The 23,674-nt window shown below is 45.2% G+C and carries 22 protein-coding genes and 1 other RNA gene; 14 read left to right on the top strand and 9 right to left on the bottom strand.

The window, feature by feature from the left end; genetic code table 11:
- Window positions 1-496 precede the first annotated feature (496 nt).
- From GVN20_RS17560 to GVN20_RS17545, 4 genes are all read left to right on the top strand, one after another.
- The gene (locus GVN20_RS17560) at window positions 497-949 is read left to right on the top strand and encodes a hydrogenase (protein WP_166559581.1); all 453 of its coding nucleotides are present in this window, start codon (window positions 497-499) and stop codon (window positions 947-949) included.
- Between the two features lie 210 nt (window positions 950-1,159).
- Complete coding sequence (locus GVN20_RS17555; protein WP_166559580.1) at window positions 1,160-2,056, top strand: NmrA family NAD(P)-binding protein; 897 nt, start codon at window positions 1,160-1,162, stop codon at window positions 2,054-2,056.
- 74 nt (window positions 2,057-2,130) lie between these two features.
- Complete coding sequence (locus tag GVN20_RS17550) at window positions 2,131-2,859, top strand: carbon-nitrogen hydrolase family protein (protein ID WP_166559579.1); 729 nt, start codon at window positions 2,131-2,133, stop codon at window positions 2,857-2,859.
- 74 nt (window positions 2,860-2,933) lie between these two features.
- Window positions 2,934-3,578, top strand: a complete 645-nt coding sequence (locus GVN20_RS17545) for an SDR family oxidoreductase (RefSeq protein ID WP_166559578.1) — start codon at window positions 2,934-2,936, stop codon at window positions 3,576-3,578.
- A gap of 480 nt (window positions 3,579-4,058) precedes the next feature.
- Here the strand turns inward: GVN20_RS17545 and GVN20_RS17540 are convergent, their stop codons facing one another.
- Entirely contained in the window at window positions 4,059-4,607 is a 549-nt protein-coding gene (locus GVN20_RS17540) for a GNAT family N-acetyltransferase (protein ID WP_229599099.1), read from the bottom strand.
- Window positions 4,608-4,684: 77 nt separating this feature from the next.
- Here GVN20_RS17540 and GVN20_RS17535 point away from each other — a divergent pair, with 77 nt between their 5' ends.
- Entirely contained in the window at window positions 4,685-5,335 is a 651-nt protein-coding gene (locus GVN20_RS17535) for a VOC family protein (protein WP_166559577.1), read from the top strand.
- Window positions 5,336-5,437: 102 nt separating this feature from the next.
- Complete coding sequence (locus GVN20_RS17530; RefSeq protein WP_166559576.1) at window positions 5,438-6,088, top strand: Crp/Fnr family transcriptional regulator; 651 nt, start codon at window positions 5,438-5,440, stop codon at window positions 6,086-6,088.
- A 130-nt stretch (window positions 6,089-6,218) separates the two neighbouring features.
- On the opposite strand, the gene GVN20_RS17525 is transcribed toward GVN20_RS17530, so the two are convergent.
- The 4 genes from GVN20_RS17525 to tsaB form a co-directional block, all read right to left on the bottom strand.
- Window positions 6,219-7,277: a methyltransferase gene (locus GVN20_RS17525; protein ID WP_166559575.1), complete on the bottom strand. Its 1,059-nt coding sequence runs from the start codon at window positions 7,275-7,277 to the stop codon at window positions 6,219-6,221.
- A 195-nt stretch (window positions 7,278-7,472) separates the two neighbouring features.
- Window positions 7,473-7,846: a transfer-messenger RNA gene (gene ssrA / locus GVN20_RS17520) on the bottom strand.
- A 133-nt stretch (window positions 7,847-7,979) separates the two neighbouring features.
- Window positions 7,980-9,083 (bottom strand): PQQ-binding-like beta-propeller repeat protein, encoded by a 1,104-nt coding sequence (locus GVN20_RS17515; protein ID WP_166559574.1) that lies wholly within the window; start codon window positions 9,081-9,083, stop codon window positions 7,980-7,982.
- A 77-nt stretch (window positions 9,084-9,160) separates the two neighbouring features.
- Entirely contained in the window at window positions 9,161-9,856 is a 696-nt protein-coding gene (gene tsaB / locus GVN20_RS17510; RefSeq protein WP_310586828.1) for a tRNA (adenosine(37)-N6)-threonylcarbamoyltransferase complex dimerization subunit type 1 TsaB, read from the bottom strand.
- A 142-nt stretch (window positions 9,857-9,998) separates the two neighbouring features.
- Here tsaB and murC point away from each other — a divergent pair, with 142 nt between their 5' ends.
- From murC to GVN20_RS17495, 3 genes are all read left to right on the top strand, one after another.
- Window positions 9,999-11,363 (top strand): UDP-N-acetylmuramate--L-alanine ligase, encoded by a 1,365-nt coding sequence (gene murC / locus GVN20_RS17505; RefSeq protein ID WP_166559572.1) that lies wholly within the window; start codon window positions 9,999-10,001, stop codon window positions 11,361-11,363.
- Window positions 11,364-11,463: 100 nt separating this feature from the next.
- Window positions 11,464-12,504, top strand: a complete 1,041-nt coding sequence (locus GVN20_RS17500; protein WP_166559571.1) for a hypothetical protein — start codon at window positions 11,464-11,466, stop codon at window positions 12,502-12,504.
- A gap of 99 nt (window positions 12,505-12,603) precedes the next feature.
- Complete coding sequence (locus tag GVN20_RS17495; protein ID WP_166559570.1) at window positions 12,604-13,461, top strand: TIGR01459 family HAD-type hydrolase; 858 nt, start codon at window positions 12,604-12,606, stop codon at window positions 13,459-13,461.
- Window positions 13,462-13,483: 22 nt separating this feature from the next.
- Here the strand turns inward: GVN20_RS17495 and GVN20_RS17490 are convergent, their stop codons facing one another.
- A complete protein-coding gene (locus GVN20_RS17490) occupies window positions 13,484-15,226 on the bottom strand; it encodes a sialate O-acetylesterase (RefSeq protein ID WP_166559569.1) in 1,743 nt (580 codons plus the stop codon).
- A 582-nt stretch (window positions 15,227-15,808) separates the two neighbouring features.
- On the opposite strand from GVN20_RS17490, the gene GVN20_RS17485 reads away from it, so the two are divergent.
- Together GVN20_RS17485 and pgmB are read left to right on the top strand one after the other, a co-directional pair.
- Complete coding sequence (locus GVN20_RS17485; RefSeq protein ID WP_166559568.1) at window positions 15,809-16,687, top strand: PIG-L family deacetylase; 879 nt, start codon at window positions 15,809-15,811, stop codon at window positions 16,685-16,687.
- 90 nt (window positions 16,688-16,777) lie between these two features.
- On the top strand, window positions 16,778-17,440 hold the full coding sequence (gene pgmB, locus GVN20_RS17480; protein ID WP_166559567.1) for a beta-phosphoglucomutase: 663 nt from the start codon (window positions 16,778-16,780) through the stop codon (window positions 17,438-17,440).
- Window positions 17,441-17,638: 198 nt separating this feature from the next.
- On the opposite strand, the gene GVN20_RS17475 is transcribed toward pgmB, so the two are convergent.
- The gene (locus GVN20_RS17475; RefSeq protein ID WP_166559566.1) at window positions 17,639-19,234 is read right to left on the bottom strand and encodes a peptide chain release factor 3; all 1,596 of its coding nucleotides are present in this window, start codon (window positions 19,232-19,234) and stop codon (window positions 17,639-17,641) included.
- Between the two features lie 51 nt (window positions 19,235-19,285).
- Window positions 19,286-20,992, bottom strand: coding sequence for a hypothetical protein (locus GVN20_RS17470; protein ID WP_166559565.1), 1,707 nt, complete (start codon window positions 20,990-20,992; stop codon window positions 19,286-19,288).
- Between the two features lie 56 nt (window positions 20,993-21,048).
- Here GVN20_RS17470 and GVN20_RS17465 point away from each other — a divergent pair, with 56 nt between their 5' ends.
- Together GVN20_RS17465 and GVN20_RS17460 are read left to right on the top strand one after the other, a co-directional pair.
- Window positions 21,049-21,549 (top strand): histidine phosphatase family protein, encoded by a 501-nt coding sequence (locus tag GVN20_RS17465; protein ID WP_166559564.1) that lies wholly within the window; start codon window positions 21,049-21,051, stop codon window positions 21,547-21,549.
- A 37-nt stretch (window positions 21,550-21,586) separates the two neighbouring features.
- Window positions 21,587-21,769, top strand: coding sequence for a hypothetical protein (locus tag GVN20_RS17460; RefSeq protein ID WP_166559563.1), 183 nt, complete (start codon window positions 21,587-21,589; stop codon window positions 21,767-21,769).
- On the opposite strand, the gene GVN20_RS17455 is transcribed toward GVN20_RS17460, so the two are convergent.
- Window positions 21,766-22,938 (bottom strand): aminotransferase class V-fold PLP-dependent enzyme, encoded by a 1,173-nt coding sequence (locus GVN20_RS17455; protein WP_166559562.1) that lies wholly within the window; start codon window positions 22,936-22,938, stop codon window positions 21,766-21,768. The genes GVN20_RS17460 and GVN20_RS17455 overlap by 4 nt on opposite strands.
- A gap of 164 nt (window positions 22,939-23,102) precedes the next feature.
- Here GVN20_RS17455 and GVN20_RS17450 point away from each other — a divergent pair, with 164 nt between their 5' ends.
- Window positions 23,103-23,642 carry a hypothetical protein gene (locus GVN20_RS17450; RefSeq protein WP_166559561.1) on the top strand — a complete coding sequence of 180 codons (540 nt, stop codon included), beginning with the start codon at window positions 23,103-23,105 and terminating at the stop codon, window positions 23,640-23,642.
- Window positions 23,643-23,674: the final 32 nt, after the last annotated feature.

Below are 23,674 nucleotides of genomic sequence, written 5' to 3'. Positions count from 1 at the left end.
GTTGTGTATGCAGGGAGAGAATTTACAGAATAATGACACATTTGTGCCGACATCTACACTTAATTCTACATTTAACTTTTGGCTGAGCGCAATCTTTCATTTTTAGTAATTTGTTTTCAAAATTACACTAGAATATCAAATAAGTCAAATTGATTATTTTTATGACTATATAGTTTTTATCTATAATGTTACTCTTTCAAAGAAGAGCATTGCCCATTCTTTGTCATTATACCGCTGCTTGTCAAGCACTTACTCACTTGTTGTAATCCGTTTAAAAACGAAACTAACCATGTAACTATACGTACCCCCCAAAACACTTCCCACGAGAACGGACGAAATCGGAACCAATACAATAAGAAAGTAGACAAAACCATGTTTTCCATTTCTCAGGCTTTTGTTAAGGCAATAAAAGCTGTATTTTTAGGATGTATAATAGACCGCTAAAAATCTATTTATACGAGTGATTACTGTTTTACCTAAACCTAAATTTAATAAAATGGAAAATGTAAAATCACCAAACAAGCACGCCAATAAGTTGCTTTTTTATGGCGTTCTTTTATTCTTTTTTGGATTAGCGGCTGGTTTGTTCGTTCCGCTGATGGCCAACCCCCGAATGGGGCTAAGCACTCACCTTGAAGGCGTGATGAACGGCATTTTTTTGATAGTATTGGGGTTGATTTGGAACCGGGTGGCCCTACCTGACAAATGGCTCAAGATCACTTTTGGACTCACGCTCTACGGCACGTTTTCCAATTTTGCCGCGGTATTGTTTGCCGCCATTACTGGGGCTGGAAGGATGATGCCAATCGCCCTGGGCAAAGAGGGAACACCCATCCAAGAAGCCATTATTTCATTTTTGCTGGTCTCGGTTTCGTTGGCCATGCTAGCGGTCTGCGCGATTGTATTAGTGGGACTTAACAAACATATCAATGCGCAACTGAGTCACTAGTATAATGAGCCAATATAGCAACCATCAAGAAGACATCTCAAAACAAAAAAAAGTACCTTAACAATTCCCCTAAAAGATAGAAATGATTTAAAAGTTGTCGATGGGTCAAAGACGTATTTGGTTTTTGGCCCGTTGACGGCCTCCGCTGTGGAACCAACCTTCAAAAAAGTTGTTACTTTAAGTACCTTAATTTCTCACAAAAAACAAAACATGAAAAACGCTATCTTAATCGCCGGCGGTACTGGTAATCTCGGCGGAAAAATTATTAATGCATTACTCGAAAGAGGCGCGGAAGTCCGTATGGTGGTTCGGTCGGACAGCGACGCTACAAAATGGGCCACTTTTGAACAACGCGGCGTACAGGTTATTCCAGTAGATATGTCGAGCGTCGAAGAACTTACCAAGGCTTGTACAGGCGTATCCTGCGTGGTTTCGGCCTTGCAAGGCCTCCACGATGTGATTGTTGACACTCAAGCCCGATTGCTCGAAGCTGCAGTAGCGGCAGGTGTACCCCGTTTTATCCCTTCCGACTACGCCACCGACTTTACCAAAATCCCCGTTGGGGCCAACCGCAATTTTGATTTAAGACGCGAATTCCATACCCATATTGACAAAGCTCCGATTGCCGCAACGACGATTTTCAACGGTTGTTTTGCGGAGTTGTTGGCCTACAACATTCCTCCTCTTGATGCCAACAACAAAACCATTGGCTACTGGGGTGACGACATTGACTGGCACGTAGACTACTCTACCATGGACGACACCGCGGCTTACACCGCCGCCGCCGCCCTAGACGCCTCCACACCTCGTTACCTCAGAATCGCTAGTTTCCAAATAAGCCCTAAAGAATTGGTAACGCTGGCGAGTGAACTCACAAAATCGACGTTTAGTCTTGCCCCGATGGGTAGCCTCGACGGGCTGGCCGCTTACATTAAGAGCGAACGCGAAGCACATCCTGATGGAGAAAATGCACTTTATCCCGACTGGCAAAATGCCCAATACATGCACGGAATGTTTAGCGTTCACCACGATGCTCTCGACAATAACCGCTACCCAGATGTGACCTTTACGAGTGCGGCGCAATTCCTGGGTGCCATTCTTCATTAACCACACAAATCACCTTGTGAAATGCTGGATTTAGGGCATTTCACAAGGTGATGCCTTTCAAAACGCCAAATGGTATGAGAATTTGTGCAGTTCAGACTAAACCCGTCAAAGGCGACATCCCAAGAAATATTGAGATTCACAAAAAGTTAATCGCATTGGCGGTGGCCAACAGTGCCGACATCATTATCTTTCCAGAGCTTTCTTTAACGGGTTACGAACCTGAGCTGGCCAATGCCTTGGCCGCACCTATCGACACACCACAACTAGATGATTTTCAGAGCATCAGCGACGCGGCACATTGCACAATTGGCCTAGGAATGCCCGTCAAAAACGATTTGGGCATCAGCATCAGCATGATTTTGTTTCGGCCCCATACCCCACGCGGGGCATACTCCAAAAAGTATTTACACCCCGACGAAGAGCCTTTTTTTATCAGTGGACAAAGTAGCGTTGGTCTGATTGGTGCTCAATCTAATATTGCGCTTGCCATCTGTTATGAACTATCAATTCCTGCACATTCGGAAACGGCCTTAAAAAACGGTGCCGAAATCTACCTAGCAAGCGTGGCTAAGTCGGCAGCAGGAGTTGAAAAGGCCGCACAAACGTTGTCTGATATTGCCAGAAACCAATCAATGACAGTGCTCATGTCCAACTGCATAGGGTATTGCGATAATTTTGAAAGCGGCGGAAAAACCTCCGTTTGGACCGAGAAAGGCGTATTGATGGGGCAACTCGACGATAAAAGTGAGGGAATTTTGCTATATGATACCCAAACCAAAGAAGCCATTGCGCATTATCTATAATGAGGGTTCTCAATACTTAAAGCGATACGCTCAATTTGATTTTTTGACGATAAAACATCAAACTAAAAAAACCAATGACCAAGACAATTTTAATCATCGGGATGGGGCAAGGGCTTAGCTTAGGCATTGCCGAAAAATTCGGTAAAGAGGGCTATAAAGTAGGAATGGTGAGTCGAAGCCCAGAAAAACTGGCAGGTTTTAAAAATCATTTGCAAAGTTTGGGCATCACCTCTGCTTTTTCGGCCGCCGATGTAGCCGACACCGACCAATTGAAAAAGGCCATCACTGATATAAAGTCTCAGTTGGGCAGTATTTCTATTCTGCAATACAATGCCGTAGACTATCGAATAAAGCCCCTGATGGAAGAAACCGTAGAAGATTTGACAAACGGGTTCAAAATCAGCGTAGCCAATGCCTTAGCCGCTACCCAATTTTTGTTGGCCGATTTGAAGGAAAACAAAGGCGCTGTACTGCTCACGGGCGGCGGCTTGTCTATTCATCCAAGCCCCGCAGTGGCTTCTATTTCTTTGGGAAAAGCGGGCATCAGAAACCTTGCCCTACAATTGCACCAAGCCTTAAAATCCGACAATGTTTTTGTGGGTACGGTGACCGTAAGCGGGGCAATCAGCCCCAGCAGCCCCACCCATTCGCCCGAGATTCTGGCGCAGAAGTTTTGGGACTTAAACACCGATAGAAGCAAAGTAGAAATTATACATTGATTCAGAAAGCTTCATTGAAAAAAAGCAACGCTCCCGTATTCTATACAGAGTTAGGGAGCGCTGCTTTTTAATATACCCATCATACAAATTACATATTAGAACTATCCCCCTTTATTCTTGTTTGACACAAAACCTCAGGGGAGATTACCAATTATTTTAAACATTTTTGACAACAATATTGGAATATACTAAATAAATATTGAATGCATCATAATGCACTATTTGTCATAAACAAGCCTCTAAAACGACCGTTCGATAATTAAGTTTGGTAATTTTAACATATTGGTATAATATTGCAGCCTTAATTAACAATTTTGATTTTAAATCATTTCCAGAGTATATTATATTTTAGGTAGGTCTGCTGAATACAGACCAATATCTTGAAAATAATCCTAAAGCATCAAACTTATAGACTTTATAAGTACAATTTTTTCATAACGTTGAGTATAATAATAAAAGCACAGTGACCTTCGCTGTGCTTTATTTTTTATTATCTATGCTCACTGCTATTGATCTTTGTAATTCCCACCGCCACAGTTTTTCGTTGGCGATGTCGTCTATTTCTCCTTTTTTCAGAAACCCATTTTTAGTCAAAATACGCGTTGAGGCATTATCCATTGCCAATGTATAGGCTTTAATCACTTTTACGGAAGGGGCAGCAAAGGCGTTCATTACCAATGCATTTGCCAATTCCATCCCTAGGCCTTGGTTGCGGTAGGACTTGATAATTTCGTAGCCTATTTCCACGATTCCGTCGGCATCGGGTTTTCCCTTGTACCCGCAGCTTCCAATCAATACATTGTCTTTTTTATGGATAGACACATACGTCCACCAGCCCTGTTCATTTTCATTTGCTTTGATTTTTTGAAGGGCATATTTGAAGGGCCGCGTACCAAATTCGGTCCATTTTTCAGGCACCGAAACTTTCAGGTATTTTTCCAAGGCCGAATTTCCCTCAATCGCTGTTTCGAGAAATAGTTTATCGCAGGGAATAACCAGTAAATGTTTGGTTTCTATTTTTTGACTCATTTGCCCTTAAAAATTTATCTTTAGCGTTCCAAAAGGTATAAATTCAACCCCGCATCCATTTTAAAATTGCCGCAGAAATGACCATCAAAGAATTGACCTTGCTGTCCGACAATCTTGCAGAAACCAAACAATTTTATGCCCGAATTTTGGGATTACCCATTGTCAGCGAAAATACATCTGCCCTTTCTTTTGCCGCCGGCGCAACCCTCCTTTGTTTTGAACAATCTACAAACCTACGGCCACACTATCATTTTGCATTTAATATACCCTATACGTCGGTGATGGATGCATTCAGTCAAATGAGCAAGAAAGTTGAAATTTTGCCAATTTCGGAAAACTCCAAACTTGCCGACTTTGTCAATTGGAATGCAAAATCTTTCTATTTCTACGATAACAACGGCAATATACTCGAATTCATTGGCCGCAATGACCTTCCCGACAGGGATAAAATGGATTCCCCCTTTATTTTATCAGTGAGCGAAATCGGCCTGCCCGTGGAGAATGTAAAGGACGAATGTGAAAAATTGATTAATCAGCATCATTTGGGATATTTTGACAAACAACCTCCAAGCGACACCTTCAGCGTGATAGGAGAAGATACTGGACTACTGATTATCGTTCCTGTTGGCCGGAATTGGTATCCCACCGAAAATCATCCCTCCGAAGCCTTTAAAATAAAGGTTGTTATTCTCAATGCCGAACGAGAAACACCCCTCTTGTACGAGTAATAGAATTTTTACTACTATACCTTTCTAAATAAAAAAATCTTCATTTCAGCAATTGAATTTCCTTCAAATGTGTTGTAAACTCAATACGACCGAAAAACAAACATGAAAATAGACAATCAGACCTTAAAAACACAATTCGGAAACATATTTGAGGCAGGTTTGCTGAACGAATTGGCCGAGATTGGCAACTATATGGAAGTAGACGAAGGATACGTGCTTATGCGGCCTGGCGGGTATATTCGTACCATTCCTATTATTTTGAAAGGTTCGGTTAAGATTTCGCGGTCTGACCCCGACGGCCGCGAAGCGTTGCTGTATTATCTCGGCGGACTGGATTCGTGTGCCATGTCATTGACTTGCTGCCTAAACCGTCGGCAAAGTGAAATTACAGCCATAACCGACGAAAAAACCCATCTCATCACCATTCCTGTCGAAAAAGTAGAAGATTGGATGAACAAATATCCTTCGTGGAAACAATATGTATTTGCCACCTACCAAAAACGCTTTGACGATTTGCTGGGAGCCATTGACCAGATTGCCTTTCACAAGCTCGACGAGCGCCTTATCAACTTGCTCAAACGCAAGTCGAAGCAGTGCGGATGCAGCGTGTTTAACATCACCCACGAAGAACTTGCCAACGAGTTAGCCACCTCACGCGAGGTCATTTCTCGCCTTCTCAAACAACTCGAAAATCTGGGGCGCGTCAAACTCTCACGGAACAAAATTGAGTTGTTGGATGCCGTAACTGTATAATTTTAGCCCCTAATATTCCGTATTAATAAAAAAGGCAACCCAAAAACGGCCCGTAAAACACGAGGTCATTTTTGGGTTTCAACATTATTAAAGAGCATTGAAACGAAACACCACTCATCTTTACGGCACCCTATTTATCTTTTTTTGCCCAAATAAGCCCATAATCCATTTGTGTTTCAAAGCTCTCAGTAGAAGGAGTCAACCCAGCTTCTTGTAGCCATCCTCGGTACTCTCGACGGCTATACGCCCGACCTTTGGTCACCCAAAACAACTGCGCCGAATAATCCGTAACGGCCAATGGCCCGTCCAGTTCGTCGTTAAGAAAAGCGTCATGAATCCACAGTTCGCCTTCGGGTCGAAGGGCCGCCGCAAAGCGATGCGCCAATCGCTGACAAGTATCAGTCGGCCAGTCGTGAAACAGACTCGCCGCCAGTACAATATCAGTCTGTGGCAATGCATCCGTCAGCATATCACCCGGTTGAAACCTAATGCGCTCCCGAACCCCAGCAGCCCCAGCACGGCCGCTTTGGCAAAACTCATCGAGCAATTCAGCCGCCACCTCTAACACCGCCGGGCGGTCAAACACCGTAGCCGTAGCCTGCGTATTGACCAACAGCCACTCATAGCTAAAGTACCCCGTTCCACCCGCAATATCCAACAAATGCCCGTTGTGTTTGGGGAGTTTTGTGGCTACAATTGGCGCTAAACACTCCGCACGGCCCGCCAGCGCCAACGTCAACGCCCGAGCCGTGGTTGGATCATCCATCGGCGAGGGGCCAGCCCCTTCTTTTACGTATGCCGTACCACCAGCCTGTGATTGGCACGGACCGTCATTTTGGAGCCGTTCGGCCATTTCTACCACTCCAGAGTCATTCTTTTCCAACCCCAAATACTCCGTCAATGTGTGCCTTGCGCCTTGGGTAAGGTGTTGTCCAAGAGCCGTTAACTGAAGTTTTCCAGCGGCATTGTACGCCCACATGTCCATGGCACATAATGCAGGAAACAGAACCATGGCTGGGCGTTCCTTTAACCCAAGTTGTGCCTGCAAGTCAGATGGGGCAAGCGGGCCCGCACTGAGTGCTTCAAACGCACGGAGGTGATGAACTGCGGCAATGAGCAGGCGCGAACTGTACATGGCCCGGGCGTGTCGGGTAATGGGGGCAAGATCAGGATACTTGGAAATTGGCATAAGTGAGTTAGGTATCAAACTTCAAAAGTCAGAAGTAGGGAGAAATTACCAGTTTATTGATACGCCATTTCACCAAAAAGCCGTGACAGAACTAAGAGCGAAACTTTTCTGGGAACTACAACATATAAATATGTTTGGTATCAATTAAACTATCAAAAACGGAAAAAGCCGCCAAATCTTTCGATTTGGCGGCTTTTGTGGAGCCGGTGGGAGTCGAACCCACGTCCAGAACAAGGAAACCGTACGCCTTCTACACGCTTAGATTTGATTGAATTTTCGAGTGCCGGCAAGGTTCAAATCAGACCTCATCCTGCACCTTAGGTGTTGTGTCTCGCCGGGTATCAACACCATCAACCCGACCAGCCTCACGTTTCGACGCTCCTTGACCCAACCCGCAAGGCGGAGGTTGGAGGAACGATGGCTAAAGCTTAATCACTCCGGATTAGGCAGCCATAGCGTAGCTATATTCGCCAGCTATTGTTTATGCGTGTTTTTAACAGGACTCGCGCACACGTCCCGACGTGCTTATACGTATTGCCTCAACTCGCTGTCAAAACCATGGCGGCCCCAATAAAAGTTGACGCCCTACAACCGATGACTGTTTTTAGAAAAGCGTTTACTAAAACAACCATTTGAAATCAGGTTCTGGTGAAACACCCGCATTAGCTAAAAAAGTTCGCCCGTTGTCAAAATATTATGAGGCTATTGTTGGAGTCCACTGACGCTCGCACTGTAAGTCCCCCCTTTTGCGTTGAGAATCACGGGCGAAGAATAAATGCTACCTCCCGTTTGAAACTCCCATTTTTTAGCGCCAGTCTGAATATCTACGGCGTAGAGTTTTCGATCCAAACTACCGATGTACACCAAACTATCGGAAGCCACAGGCGAGGATTGGATGCGATTGCCCGTCCAAAACTCCCATTTTTTCGCGCCCGTTTTGGCATCCAGAGCGTATAGTTTATAATCATTACTGCCCGTGTACACCACACCGTTGGATACCACTGGCGATGAAAGCACGGGACCGTCGGTCCTAAACTCCCACTGTTTTGTGCCCGTTTTAGCATCCAGCGCGTAGACTTTACGGTCAAAACTGCCCACGAATACCGTTCCAGCAGCCACCGTAGGTGAGGAAGTTACTTCACCGCCCGTCGAAAATTGCCATTTTTTCACCCCCGTCAGTGCATCTACCGCGTACAGATTATAATCATTACTGCCCATGTAAACTATCCCATCGGCTACGGCGGGCGAAGAATCGACCCCCGTTCCGGTGGCGAACTCCCACACTTTCTCCCCCGTTTTGGCATCCAATGCGTAGATATTTGTGTAGCCGCCCACGTACACTTTGCCGTTGACCACCGTACAAGAAGATACGCTCAGCCCCTCGGCCGTAAACTCCCATTTTTTTGCGCCAGTCACGCCGTTAAGTGCGTATAATTTACTGGTAAAATTGGCGGTATTGCCCATACCAGCGTATACAGTGCCATCGGCAAAAAAAGGTGCGGAAGAAATTCGCATTCCAGCGGCAAACTCCCACGCTTTGGCCCCCGTCTGAATATCTAAGGTATAGACTTTCTCGTCTGAGCTTCCAACAAACACTAGCCCATTGCCTAGCACTGGCGACGAATGCACGGCGTCAGCGGCCGTAAAATCCCACAGTTTCATTCCCGTTTTGGAATTGATGGCGTAGAGTTTGTTGTCACTGCTTCCCACAAAAATCGCGTCAATGCCTTTGGGCATCGGGTCTTTTGTTTTAGAACAACTTGCCAATAGCACAAGGCCAAGGAGAGAGAGAATACTGTTTTTCATGAACCAATTCATCTGTTTTTAGAATGCAATCAAAACTTTGTTAACAACGGCAAATCACTTTAGATAGTACTTTTAAGTTAAATCAAACGCGTTTTTTTAGGAACGGTGGTCATAAATTCTTTCAAATAATACGGCTCAAAGGTTTCGACATCCTCAAATTTACTTTTCTCAAACAATTCAACTGCCAATTGTCCCACCGTTTTGGCCGAAGGATGCACCTCTACGGGGAGAAAAAAGGCATTGCCGTGGGCTTCCATGACGGGCTGACATTTGGCGGCACCATCGCCAAAAAACACGATTTTTTGGCGACGTAATAGCTCCGCGAACGACTCTCCATCCATAATTTTGGCCTGCGTAGGCTCAATGTAATTCAAGTCATAGTCAAAAACCGCGCAGTATACTTCCATGCGGCGGGCGTCGAGCATGGGACAAAAAAGCGTTTCTTCGTCAAAAAAACCGCTGACCTGGAGCGTCATCGCTTCGAGGGTATTGACAGCCAAAAGGGGCTTTTCCAGCGCAAAACACAGTCCTTTGGCCGTAGAAACGGCAATCCGTAACCCTGTGTAAGAACCTGGCCCTTTGGCTACGGCAATGGCATCGACGTCGGACAACACAAAGCCCGCATGTTCGACGGCATTTTGAATAAGCGTAGTCAGCATCCCCGACGAGGATTTTTCGGCCAAAAGGTCATAACTCGTAAGCAACTGACCGTTTTGGTGTAACGCAACCGAGCAGCCGCGTGTGGAAGTATCAATACTTAATAAAAGTGGCACGTTTTTGTTGGTATTGTGTGAAAAGTTTGATAGTTTGAATGATTGGCTGTTAATTTGTTTGCAAATACAACTCATTTACTCAAACTTTCCAAGTTCATCAACAGAAACATGGTAAGTTTTTCAAACCCCTATTTATAGAGAAATGCAGGTTCATTTTATTGCCATCGGCGGAAGCGTGATGCACAATTTAGCGATTGCTTTACATCATAAAGGATACCAAGTGACTGGCTCGGACGACGAAATATACGACCCCGCCCTCACCCGACTCCAAAACTTGGGTTTACTTCCTGCCGAGATGGGCTGGTTTTCCGAAAAAATCCACGCGGGACTCGATGCTGTCATTGTAGGAATGCACGCCCGTAAAGATAATCCTGAACTAGCCCGCGCCACGGAATTAGGCCTGCCACTCTATTCATATCCTGAATATATATTCCAACAAAGTCTTCATAAACAGCGTGTTGTGATTGCTGGAAGCCACGGCAAAACCACCATCACGTCGATGATTCTGCACGTGCTTCGTTTCAACAATCGCGTCTTTGATTATTTGGTAGGTGCCCAACTGGAAGGTTTTGACACGATGGTGAAGCTAACCGACAACGCCCCCGTGATTGTTATTGAAGGCGACGAATACCCCGCCTCTCCTACCGACCCCAACCCCAAGTTTTTGCATTATCACCCTCACATAGCGCTCATCAGCGGCATTGCGTGGGACCATTATAACGTTTTCCCGACCTGGGAAGTGTATGTAGAACAGTTTGAAAAACTTGCCGACTCGCTGCCAAAATCGGGGGTTTTGATTTTTGACGAAACCGATGATATGCTCGACGTCATCGGCAAAAACGAACGGCTGGATGTCCGTCCGGTTTCGTACGAGGCTCACCCCCACAAAATCAACAATGGACAAACCTTCCTCACTACCAACGATTATGGCGACGTGCCTTTGTTGGTTTTTGGGGAGCATAACATGAAAAATATCAGTGGAGCATTGGCGGTGTGTGAAGAACTTGGCCTGACTCAGGCGCAATTTTACCGAGCCATTCAGAATTTTAAGGGTGCGGCCAATCGCATGGAAACGTTGGCTAAAAATGACAAATCGGCCGCTTTCAAAGATTTTGCCCACGCTCCTTCCAAAGTAGAAGCCACCGCCAAAGCCGCCAAAGCGCAGTTTCCGAAACGAACCTTAGTAGCCTGCGTCGAGTTGCACACGTTCAGCAGTTTAAATAAAAATTTCATCGGCCAATACGCCCACCGACTCGATGATGCCGACGTGGCCGTGGTCTATTATAACCCTCATACGCTGGCCCACAAACGCCTCGATGCCATTGAACCCTCAGAAGTGAAAGCGGCTTTTCAGCGCGATGATTTGCAGGTTTTTACGAATAACGAAGCATTGCAACAGTTTTTGCTCGAACAAAAGTGGGAACAATCCAACTTGTTGATGATGAGTTCGGGAACCTTCGGTGGATTGAATCTGAAAGAACTCGCGGGTAAAATTATCAAGAATTAAACGTTTGTTAAGGGGGGCTTCCCCCTTAACTTCCTCCCCTACCCCTTCTCCTAGCGAGGATTCCATCAAAACTAACGCTATCTTTGTAAAAATTTTTACAATGCGTTTTTTAGATTATCCTTCCATCATCAGATTTGCGTGGGCCGATTTTGATTCCAGTCGCCCCATCGACCACATTGAAGACATAAGTGCCCGTGTTTCTACCAATCACGTATTCAGGGTAACCCTAGAAGGCGGCGACCGTGTCATTGCCAAACTCTCGTATTTCGGTAAGTTTGAGCACTTTAAAGAAGACCATCGCCTGATTCATACCCTGGCCAACAACCTGTTGTATCCGTTTGAAACGGTGCTGGCGAAGTCGCTGGTCAAAAACAACCAAGTGTACGTATACCGTCACCAACAGGAGGATATCGACGTTTGGGTGGTATTTTATAACCCCATCCGGGTCGCTGAAAAGCTTCCCCGCCGGTTAGAAGAGCACCACATCAGAAAGCTCGGCTCAGAGATTGCGCGGTTTCATTTGGCTTGCTCACGCGTGAGCACCGTCATGCCCAAGTCTTCCAAAACCCTACGTTCGGATATTCAGGATTTGCTCGACCTGCTAGATACCGAAACGGGCAGCTACGAACACCGAATGAACATCGAAGCCCTTCGTGTTCAGTGCAATCGTTTTCTGGAAAACCGTAAAACGATTGTTGCGGGGGCAATCGAAACCATCCCTGTGTTTTTGGATTGGAACATCGGCAATTTTTCGGTTACCAACAACTTAGAACTGTTCTCACGTTGGGATTACGACTGGTTCCGCATTAGTTATCGGGTCATGGACTTTTATTTTTTCAGTCGCGTTTGTTCCGATGCAGGAGACCGTACTGTGTTTTCGTATTGGATTAATCCCCTAGCCGAAGAGCGTTTTGGCTGGTTTTTGGAAGAATATCACAAAGTATTTCCGCTCACCCGGCGCGAAGTTCTTTTCTTGCCAGAAGCCTACCGTTTTTTCATTTTAAACTACGTAATCAAATACGGGCGCTATTTTTTCCATCGTACCTACGCTACCAAACTCCAAAGCGAAGCCTACAGTACGTATTTCCCGTCGATTGATACGTTTTCGGTAGAGCCTATTTTGGAACGATTGAAATTATAATAAACTAATACATTGGTTAAGAACCACATATATCCACTAATTAAACCTAAAAATAACGGCGACTGAAACCTTTCGCTCGTTTACCTAACATTTCACTGCATGTTAAATCTGGATAATTTTAAAGAAATAGCCGACAATTATCAAGTCTTTTTCTTCGATGCTTTTGGGGTGTTGAAAAACGCCCATGGATTGATTCCCAACATTGTTGATACTTTTTCCTATATACGACAGCAGCAAAAACAGTTTTATATACTCACCAACGACGCCTCGCGGAGCCCGCAACAATTGGCCGAATCTTATTGGAGGCTGGGACTGCACGATGTCACCGCCGACAGCATCATTTCTTCGGGAATGTTAGCGCGTGAGTATTTACAACTAAAGGTAAAACAAGGAACTGCCGTATATTTGGGCACCGAAGATTCGGCCCATTATATTGAAACAGCCGACTTAAGAACGCTTTCTATCTCCGATGTAGATTTAGACAATACCGCTGATATTAATGCCCTAGTGCTGCTCGACGACGAAGGTTTTGACTGGAACAACGACCTCAATAAAGCGGTCAATCTGCTGCGGAGACGTACGATTCCTGTCATTGTTGCCAACACCGACAATACTTACCCTACCTCAAAAACCCACGTAGCCATCGCGATTGGCGGCGTGGCCGATATGCTTGAAAACATTGTTGGAAAACAATTCATCCGTTTCGGTAAACCCGACGCTCAATTGTTCATGTTTGCCTATGAGCGAGTGGTGGCTCAAAACCCCACCATCGGCAAAAAAGACATTGTCATGGTGGGTGATACCCTCCGGACCGATATTTCGGGGGGCAATAAATTTGGGCTAGACACGGTGTTGGTACTCACGGGAAACATCCCAGCCGAAGACGCCGAAATTCGAATTAGAAGTACGGGCATTATCCCGACCTACGTGTGCGAGTCGGCGGTAATTTCAGTTTAAAAAAAACGAAATTTCTTGGGCTTTAATTGCTACAACCCACTCCCGCAACCGCCGTGAATATACTACCCTTTTCGGCTAAAAAGCCTGGCTGAAGAGTTACGGAGTTTTTAGCATCGTACGTAATATTGGCTCCCGCCCGAATGGCGTTAACCCCAATCAATGTATTTGAGGCTTTTATGGTGAGCGTTTGCCCCGAAACATAGGGTGAAGATAAAGTAGCCGTGGCTGGACAGGTACTGACCTGAATATTGGCCGCCACCGACGCACAGCTCCCGATACTACAAGTAGCGCTGTACGTAGTTGTTTGCGTGGGTGTCTGCGAAATACTGTACCCCGATTGCCCAGTAGACCAACTTACCGACCCCATACACCCCTGCGCGTATAACGTAACTGGTTGCCCTGCTACGACTGGTGAGGCACTGACCGTCAAAGAAGGAGAGGTCGGCCCCCCTCCAGGAACTGTTACTGATTGGGATAAAATAATATTGCCAAAATTGTCCTTTAAATATACCCGATAGGTACCCGCCCCAGGCGTTATTATCTGAGCATTTGAGAAGGCAGTAGAAATATCGTTGTTGCCACTCACCCAAAAATACGTGTATGCTCCCGCAGGAGCCATAACGGAATAGGTGCCTCCCGAACATCCTAAGGTCAGCGAAGGCGGAGCCATTGCCGCGTAAGGTGTGGCATTGGCAAAGAAATTATTATCAAGGTAAGTATTCCAGCTAGTAGCCATTTCAGAAATCCCCTGTGTACCATTCGTTACATTTTGAAGGTGTACTCCATCGGGACGAGGAATTAGAATAACATCAGTTTCAGGGCCCGCAAAAATTTTGTCCGTGGGGTTAAGGGTCAAATTTTGGCCCGCAATTACTTCAGAATCTGTAAACGGAGCACTTCCGTACTCCCAATAAGACACCCTGGAAATTACCCAAGGCAAGAGCACCTTATTGGAGTGGCTTCGCGAGCGACTGATGACGTGATTTAGGCTATCCCGGTATTCGGCGGCGGAGGTATTATCATTGGGGTCTGCATTTCTATTTTTTACCAAATCCGATTCTCCCTGATGCCAAAGCACCGCCCTGATACCAAACAACGAAGCATAGAAATTAAGCGCCTTCCTCAAGTAGTGATATGGAAAATTCGGATTGTTTGCATATTGGATTCCAATGTGTGGATGGGCGGCGGGGAGTCCGTCGGCACTGCGGCTCCAATTGCCAATAGATGAGCCACTTGCTGCCGCATTAAAAAACAACACAGGTACGTTAAAACGGCTCAGTAATGCATCTCCCAACTCCCCCCAAGCCCAAGAGGTAATGCCGTTGGGCGCAATATGAACTGCCTGATCGGTGCTATTTAGCGTGGAAATCTGCGGAAATGGCGGATACACATTTTGACAAGTACCATCGGGACATGGCAACAACCAATCGACATATTTGATTCGGGCATTTGCATCAACGGAGGCTTTATGCCCATGATTTTCAATCCCTTGCACATTGGACTGGCCTGCAATAACGAATACCTCACCCACTCCCACCCGCGACAAAGTGGCGGTACTAACTACATTATTAAACAAAATAGAACGTACTTCCAACGTATACCATCCTCCTGTCACTCCATTTAATGTGCCTTTGTAAATACCCGCCGCAGGAGCTGTATCAATGCTTGTCCAACCAACACCTGTTCCACCCGCTACGGCAATCAACCGCGCCTCAACGCGCTCTACTCCACCAGTATAACTCCCTGCAATTGAAATGGTGGCCATGTTAGAGGTATTCCTTTGAAAAACAGCCCCGTCGAACGGAAAGGTGATTGTAAGTTGCCCCTTAACCGAAGAACTTGCCGTTATCACCAGTAAAAAAAGCAGTATTGTAATTTTATTAGTTGAGGGTTGATAAGTAAACATTTAGTATGGTGTAATTTTTGCAGGGTAAGCACTCTTTGCCAGTGGCATAAATAATTCAAATCGCTACTTTTCATTTTAAAAAAAAGCAGTTCTATTTTTGGGCATTGCACCCTTTCTAAAAGACACGCCAAATCTACCACCTTCAAAAAATGTCGATGGAAAAAAGACAAATCTGAGAGAAGATTAAAGGAGGATAAAGGCTATCTCAGTAAAGGTTAGCCGAGGATATAAATTTATACCATATAAGATTTTTGTTGATTAAATGGGTATATTTATTTAATAATCAATGGAATAGAAAATATCTTAAGAAGTCTAAATATAGTTATTCCGCCCTAAAAAGGCAGTTTTATTATATTAAATTTTGCAAATAATTATCAAACGGTTCTAAGCACATGCCCAATAGTCAGCCTTAAATTCATCTTTTATTTTTCCTCCGAAACCATGAAATCATTACTTGTAACCCTCCAATTATTGTGTGCATTTAGTGGCTTTGCCCAAGGCCCCAAAGTGCTTATCGTCACGGCTCACCCCGACGATGAAACCATGTTTCCCGTTACAGTTTTTAAAATTACGCGTGAGCTCAAAGGAAGTGCCGACCTTGGCCTGATTACGGATGCTTCGGGTGGGTTTAACGGAATGTTGGCTTCGATGTATTATGGCATGAACATGCTCGATTCGGTAGTGGGCCGCAAGAACTTACCCCTTATACGTAAGAAAGAAATGATGGCCGCGGGCGAAATACTCGGAATCGGCAATTACTTCTTTTTTGACCAAATCGACGATTATTACAATCGCAACGAAAAACCGTATCTGCAAGGCAAAAACTGGGACATCAGCTACATAGAGCGCCGATTGGACGGGATTCTAGCCAAAGGACAATACGACTACATCTTTTGCATGGTCCCCCATGAAGGTCAACACGCCCATCATAAAGCCGCCTCGCTGAGCGCTTTACGGGCAGTGCAGCGCTACAAAGGCCCCAAACCGCCCATTGTGTTGGGCGGCCAGTCGGCCAACAAGGGGTATACGTTTACATTTTCTTCGCTGGACGGCTACCCAGAATCTACCATCAGCCCTGCCGCGCCCGTTTTTGAATTCGACCGTTCTTTTGGATTTGGGGAAGACAATAAGCATAGTTACATGATTGTAGCAGACTGGGTGAAGGCGTCGCACAAGTCCCAGAGCGGCGACATGAACCAATCCATGCACCGCGGAGAATTGGAAACATTCTGGTATTTTGCCCTTAATGGTGACCAAAGAATTGCGGAAGTAAAACAGCTATTTGAGACCCTCAAAAAAAGTGGATTTCCGACCAAATAGTCACTCTCTTAAATTTACTACGTACTAAATGCGAAGAAGTAAGGCCTTTCGGCGTATTTTTGCGCCTCACCAAACCTATGATACTCAGACATGGCCCAGCCAAAAGCATTTTTATTTGACCTCGACGGGGTCATTGTAGATACCGCCCACTTTCACTACCAAGCATGGCGACGATTGGCCAATGAAAAATTAGGGTTCGACATCTCGGAAGAATTTAACGAAAGCCTCAAAGGAGTGAGTCGTACCGAGTCGCTGGACCGTATTCTCGCCCACGGAAATGTGACGCTCTCTCCCGCTGAAAAAGAGAATTTGGCCACGCTCAAAAACGACTGGTATGTGGAGTTAATCAATAAGATGACCCCCGATGATATTTTGCCAGGTATTAACGCATTTCTAGAAAAAACACGTTTAGCAGGAATAAAAATCGGATTGGGTTCGGTGAGCAAAAACGCCAAACCGATTCTAGAACGTATCGGCATTCTCAGCGCTTTTGATGCCATCATCGACGGCACAAAAATAACCAAAGGCAAGCCCGACCCCGAAGTTTTTTTGAAAGGAGCGGAAGAATTAGGCGCCTCTCCCGACGAATGCGTCGTATTTGAAGACGCCGTAGCAGGTATCGAAGCAGGCAGAAGAGCTGGCATGAAAACCGTTGGAATAGGTCAACCAGATATTTTGACCGAAGCCGATGTAGTTTTAGCCAATCTAAACAATATGACAATTGAGGACTTACGAAAAGCCTTGCATTTTTAGGGGCAAAGGGGTTTTCTACCCACAAAAAAACACAGGATTTTTTTTGGAATAAATTGTTTTCTATCTATATTTGCACAACTAATAATGGTGTGGATATAGTCGGAAAGCTGTTCGAGGATTTCGAGCAGCTTTTTTTATTTTATCGCCCTCGGCTAAATGTCTCAAAATGATAAAAAGCGGGCAATTACCCGCTCTTCACTAATCTGCCATTACTTTAAATTCTGAAGTTGTGTGGAACTGAATATCGGGGTTGTTGTCCCGATTCATGCGCAACATCCATTCGGAGTCGGCCAGAAAAACGGGGTTGTCATCTTTATCGTACCCGATTTGTGTTCCTTTCAAACGAATAAATTCTTGAAGTTTTTTGGGGTCTTCGCTAGTTACCCAACAGGCCCTTGTCGTATTCATCTGCACCCAACGACATTTAGCGCCGTACTCATGCTCCAATCGGTACTGAATTACTTCAAATTGCAGTTCGCCTACCGTACCCACTACTTTCCGATTTCCAGGCTGTACCGTAAACAACTGCGCCACTCCTTCGTCGGTCAATTGCTGTACTCCTTTTTCCAATTGCTTGGATTTCATCGGGTCAAGATTAATTAACTCCTTGAAGATTTCGGGCGAGAAACTCGGAATACCCGCATATTGCAACTCCTCCCCTTCGGTGAGGGTATCGCCGATTTTGAAAGTACCCGTATCGTACAAACCAATTACATCTCCCGGAAATCCTTGATCAACCACCTCTTTTGCCGAAGCCATAAAACTATAGGGATTGGAAAAACGGACATTTTTCTCGAGGCGGGTATTTTTATAAAACTTACCCCGCTCAAAAATACCCGAACAAACCCGCAAAAACGCAATTCTGTCGCGGTGACGTGGGTCGATATTGGCGTGTATTTTGAAAATAAAACCCGTAAAATTCTTCTCATCGGGCTTTACGACGCGCACATTCGTTTGACGGGCAATAGGCAACGGCGAAATCTGGCAAAAAGCTTCCAACAATTCACGTACGCCAAAATTATTTACCGCACTCCCAAAAAACACAGGAGCCACTTTGCCCGACAGGTAATCTTCACGGTCGAATTGGTCGTATACCCCATCAATAAGTTCGACGTCTTCCCGCAATTGAGCGGCATCGCGCGCGCCTACTTTTGCATCCAATTCGTCAGAATCCAACTCCAGCAGCGCCACATCATCTTCTACTTTAGTTTTATTCACTTTGAAAAAATACATCTGTTTTTCCAGCAAGTGATAAACCCCTTTAAAAGTAGCACCGCCGTTGACGGGCCATGTCAACGGACGCACTTTCAGGTTTAGTTTTTGCTCCAACTCATCAAGCAAATCAAACGGATTTTGCCCTTCACGGTCCATTTTATTGATAAACACAATCACTGGGGTATCCCGCATACGGCATACTTCCATCAGCCGTTCGGTCTGTTCCTCCACGCCTTTTACACAGTCAATCACCAAGATAACCGAGTCTACCGCCGTAAGGGTACGGTAAGTATCTTCGGCAAAATCTTTGTGACCAGGGGTATCTAAGATATTGATAAGTAAGTTATTATACTCAAATGTCATCACCGATGTAGCCACCGAGATACCACGTTGTTTCTCGATTTCCATGAAGTCAGACGTAGCGGTCTTCTTGATTTTGTTTGACTTAACCGCGCCCGCCGTTTGAATGGCTCCTCCAAAAAGCAGGAGCTTTTCGGTCAAGGTCGTTTTTCCCGCATCGGGGTGACTGATAATGGCAAATGTGCGCCTTTTGGCTATTTCCTGTTGGATCGTACTCATTGTAATATTATTGGATATCGGACTTCCGAAAAAGGTTGCAAAGTTAACAGCTTATTTCTGAAAATCCTGAATTATAAGGCGTTGAGAAGTATAAACAAGGCGAGGTTTTTGGGGTTCGCTGAAGAGAAATCCCACTTGGTAGTTTCCTTCAGGGATATTATCTTGGTAAATCCAAGCTTCAAACCCTTCTTTAAAGTAGTTTCCTGTGCGTAAAAAAGACCTTCGTTCTCGGTTTGGCCGCTGTTTTACAGCCGTCACGTAGGTTGTAGAATCATTTTTAAGCACCATAAATAACGCATTTTGGGGTTTGTCTTGACTGACTGTCAATTGTTCATTCCTTACTTTATTGATGAGAATTCCGCCGTAGGCGGGTAAAGTATCAATGTCAACGCTTAAAGACACATTGGGCATGGTCAATGTATCGGCGCTGATTACGTTTACTTCATTCAGCACGGTGGTTGGAATCACGTAGATTCCTTTTTTTACTGCTTCATCAAAATATTGCTTGACCACCGTGTTTGTCATAGTCTCCAGCTTCCCCGTTACCCGACGATGTTGATGAAGCGAGAAAGCATCGGATAGGAGCGAATTTCGAAAATTAATTACATCAGGTGCGGCAAACATGTAAGTACTTACGGCAAAAAAGGCACCTACAACTGTCATTCCCCCCGTAAGTATTTTTTGACCTCTTTGGGATAAAATCAACAAAAACGTTACATAAAGTGCCACTACCGACATCACAGAATAAATCATGTAGCGCGCGGGGGTTTCGAGGGTATCTACGGCCCGCGCCGTTGCTACGCCCAACCCCGTAACGAGTAGCCAAGCTAGTAAGGCCAAAAGCGATAAATTGGCAGGTGTATCGGTAAAAACGGATAAAATCTTGCCTTTCGAAGCGTTATTCACTAATTTTTTGACGTATTCTACCGCCAACCAAAGCGCTAAGCCTATCAATGAAAGCGTAATTCCAACGCCCAAAACCGCCACTTCAGGCAGACGACCACGAAAGTAGGAAGCGCAGGAGCCAAAAAACGACACAATGGTTAAAGCGGAGTTTCTAAGGCTTTTTTCTTGACCTAAAGACCCAAACCCGAAGGGATAATACCAATAAAACAAAATAGTAGTTAAGATGCAGGCGGCCAACCAAAAAGTAGCTTTTTTGTACTGTGTTTGAAGCAGCGGAATGACCAATCCGACGTACATTCCAAAAAGGCCATTTCCGTTGGTATAGGTCAATAAATATCCTCCAATAATGGCCCCCGTAAACGCCCAATTGTTTTTTTTCGACAATAAAAAATAGGTCAATAATCCAATGGCAAATGAAGCAGTATATTGCCACAGTGCCGCCGCCCAAAAGATGTTCTCATGATACGCTGGCGTAAACAAAAACAGGGCCACTGGCAATGCATACCAAAATGGCAAACGGTTGATCGATAGTATCTTCCAAAAATACGCAAACAGGCCAATGACCAAGCCGCTTCCCGCCAAAATTAGCGTCCGATAGTTGGCTTCTCCCGTCAGTAAATAATCCAGCCAAAACACCAATTTGGCCGTAATCACACCGTGTCCGTTGTGTTTGTACTCCAATTCTTGCATAAAATGCAGGGCATTGGGAGCATTGATAAACTTAATGATGTATTCTAAATACGCATAATCATCAAAATAAGGGACATTTACCGCATTTTGGCCCACAAAACGATAAAATAAGAAGGCAATAATAAGTACTGTGAAAGCAGCAAAGACATTTAAAATTTTCATGCGTACGACACTTGGCGAGCCCGCAAAGATAGCTTATTTTTGCAAAAATGACTTCTATGAAACGTTATCTGTACATAGTCCGCCACGCCAAAGCGGAAGATAGTTCTTCATTCTTCGGGGATTTCGACCGCGAGCTTACTTCATCGGGCACCATTGACGCTGCCCGCATGGGGAAGTTTCTGGCCGACAAAGGCCTAAAACCCGACTTGTTGGTGAGCAGTTCGGCGGCTAGGGCATTTCAGACGGCCCGCATCATGGCCGAACAGCTGCATTACGAATATGAAGCCATCAAAACCACCCGCGACCTATACGACAACGGCCCTAAAGCCTACCTTGCTGCCGTCAATACCGCTCCAGAAAAATGTCGACACCTGATGGTGTTTGGCCATAACCCCGACATCACTTACTTTGCCGAATACCTTACCAATTATGACATCGGCTCCATGTCAAAAGGCTCGGTTGTCACCGTAGAATTTACCAATTTAGATTGGGAAGAAATTTCTTCCAGAACAGGAAAATTCATCAGCTACGACGCGCCAAAACACTTAAAACAATAGAACGCCTGTTTTCACTTTTGCCTTTGGCCACTCCCCAATGAACCGAAATCGTAAGATATTTATTATCGTCAGCGTAGTTTTTGTAGCCATTGTGGCTTTCTTTGCCATCGACATGGCAAGACGCACCACGGCACCGTGGAACAAGAAAAAACAGATTATCCGGGCGTTTGACGTAGCCGCGCCCAGTGACTCCATTGCGGTAGATACCACTCGTCGCTAGGTCAATACATTGGTCAACGCTTCTACCAAGGCATTCATGTCGGCGGCGGTATTGTACAAATGCGGCGACACCCTAATGCCCTGCCCACGCGCCGCTACAATTACTTTTCGTGCTTCCAATGCCTGCTGTACTTTCATAACATCCGTCGAAGCGGGTAGCCTGATTCCGACCAAATGATGCGCCCGCTCCGCTTCAGGCTCAAACCGCACGCCAAGGCTGGCTAGCTTTTGGACGGGTTGCTGCCAAAGTGATTGGCAATGCGCCTGTATCGATTCACAGCCCCAAGCTAATTTTTCGCGCAGTGCCACTTCCAGCATTGGCATTTGAATAAAATGTGAATGCTCTCCTACGTTGTACCGATACGCTTTGGGGCGGTAGTTTTCTTGGTATTCCGTGAGTTTATAAAACAAATTGCTCTCTTGGCGGGCCATCCAAGACTCTTCGAGGGGAATTCCTCCGTCAAAAAATTCGCCGAAATACGCCAGCCCCATTCCATAAGGCCCCATCAGCCATTTATAAGCGGCGCAGACTAGCATATCGGGTTTTACTTTCTGAACATCAAAATCAAGGGCACTCACCGACTGCGTACCGTCAATAGCAACGAGGGCATTGACCGCCCTTGCACGCTCGGCAATTTTTTCGATTTCGAACTTAATCCCGTATTGCCAATGCACGTGCGGCATTACCACCAAGGCCGTATCGTCATTGATGGCCTCCAGAATACGTGCATTCCACTCTTGCCCCACGGCTTCGGAATCTGGCATCGGCACGGTCACAATCGTTAAAGACAACTCTTTACAAACCCGCGACCAAGCGTACACATCGCTGGGGAACTCATCGCCCAACAATAGAATATGTTGACCAGCCCGCAGCCCCGGCTTACGGAATAGGTTGCGTGCCACCACCGCCATTGCATACGAAACCGACGGAATAATCGCAATGCGCTCTTTATCTTGGCTGTTTATCAGTTGGTCAAATAATTCCCGAACAACCCATGCTCGCTCAAAAAAATCATCAGGGCGGATTTGGTGAATCGACGGGCTGAACTGTTGAATGGCATCAATCCCCGCTTGTTCAACGGCTTTTGAAAAAGGGCCAAGAGTGGCACAATTGATGAAATGTATGCCTTCAGGGAGAGAAAAAAGAGATGAAGTGTTATTTTTCAACATGTCGTTTATGAATGTAATACACCTAAATATTAAGGCAAAAAGCCAAATATTGAGCCTAAAAATCAGCCTTTTACAACTATTTTATGTTTTTATTATAAAATAAATAAATTATGGCACAAAGTTTGATAACATGACTACTATAACTCATAAGTATATTTAAACGCATGGATATTATACTAGGCATTGGTTCACGAGTTCGTGATGCCGAATTTGGAGAAGGGGTAGTAATTAATGTAAAATCCAACGGTTATACCATTACATTCCTGCAGCACGGAGCCAAAGTTATTAAAATAAATGCACCGCTGGAAATAATCGAGGCCGTTGAATTAGACACCGATTTAGTGAGCCTGTTTGATGTTGAGCAAACATTAAACAAAGTACTCCAAAAGTGGATGGACGCCACCGAAACTGTGCCACTCGGCGACAAATGGAAGGGCGGAAAAATTATTTTAAAACCTGGGCGACACGACTTGGCGTCCAAAGAAATGACAATTGATAGCTTTTTTCACAAAATTGTAATGATTCGGGACCGCCTCAGGGTGCTCGAACAACGCGTGAATGCCAGCAATCTAAACGACGAAGAAAAAGTAAATATACAGCAGTATATCACCAAAATATACGGTTCTATGACATCCTTCAATCTGCTCTTCAAACATTCTGAGCACTATTTTGTAGGGGAAAAAACCACCAGTGATACTGCATAGAAGAATCTGAATCACGCTGCTTCAGCGATGAT

The organism is Runella sp. CRIBMP, from assembly GCF_009905605.1.
GTDB lineage: Bacteria > Bacteroidota > Bacteroidia > Cytophagales > Spirosomataceae > Runella.
Note: the sequence above shows the minus strand (reverse complement) of the source record. Positions and strands in the feature narration are given on the sequence as shown.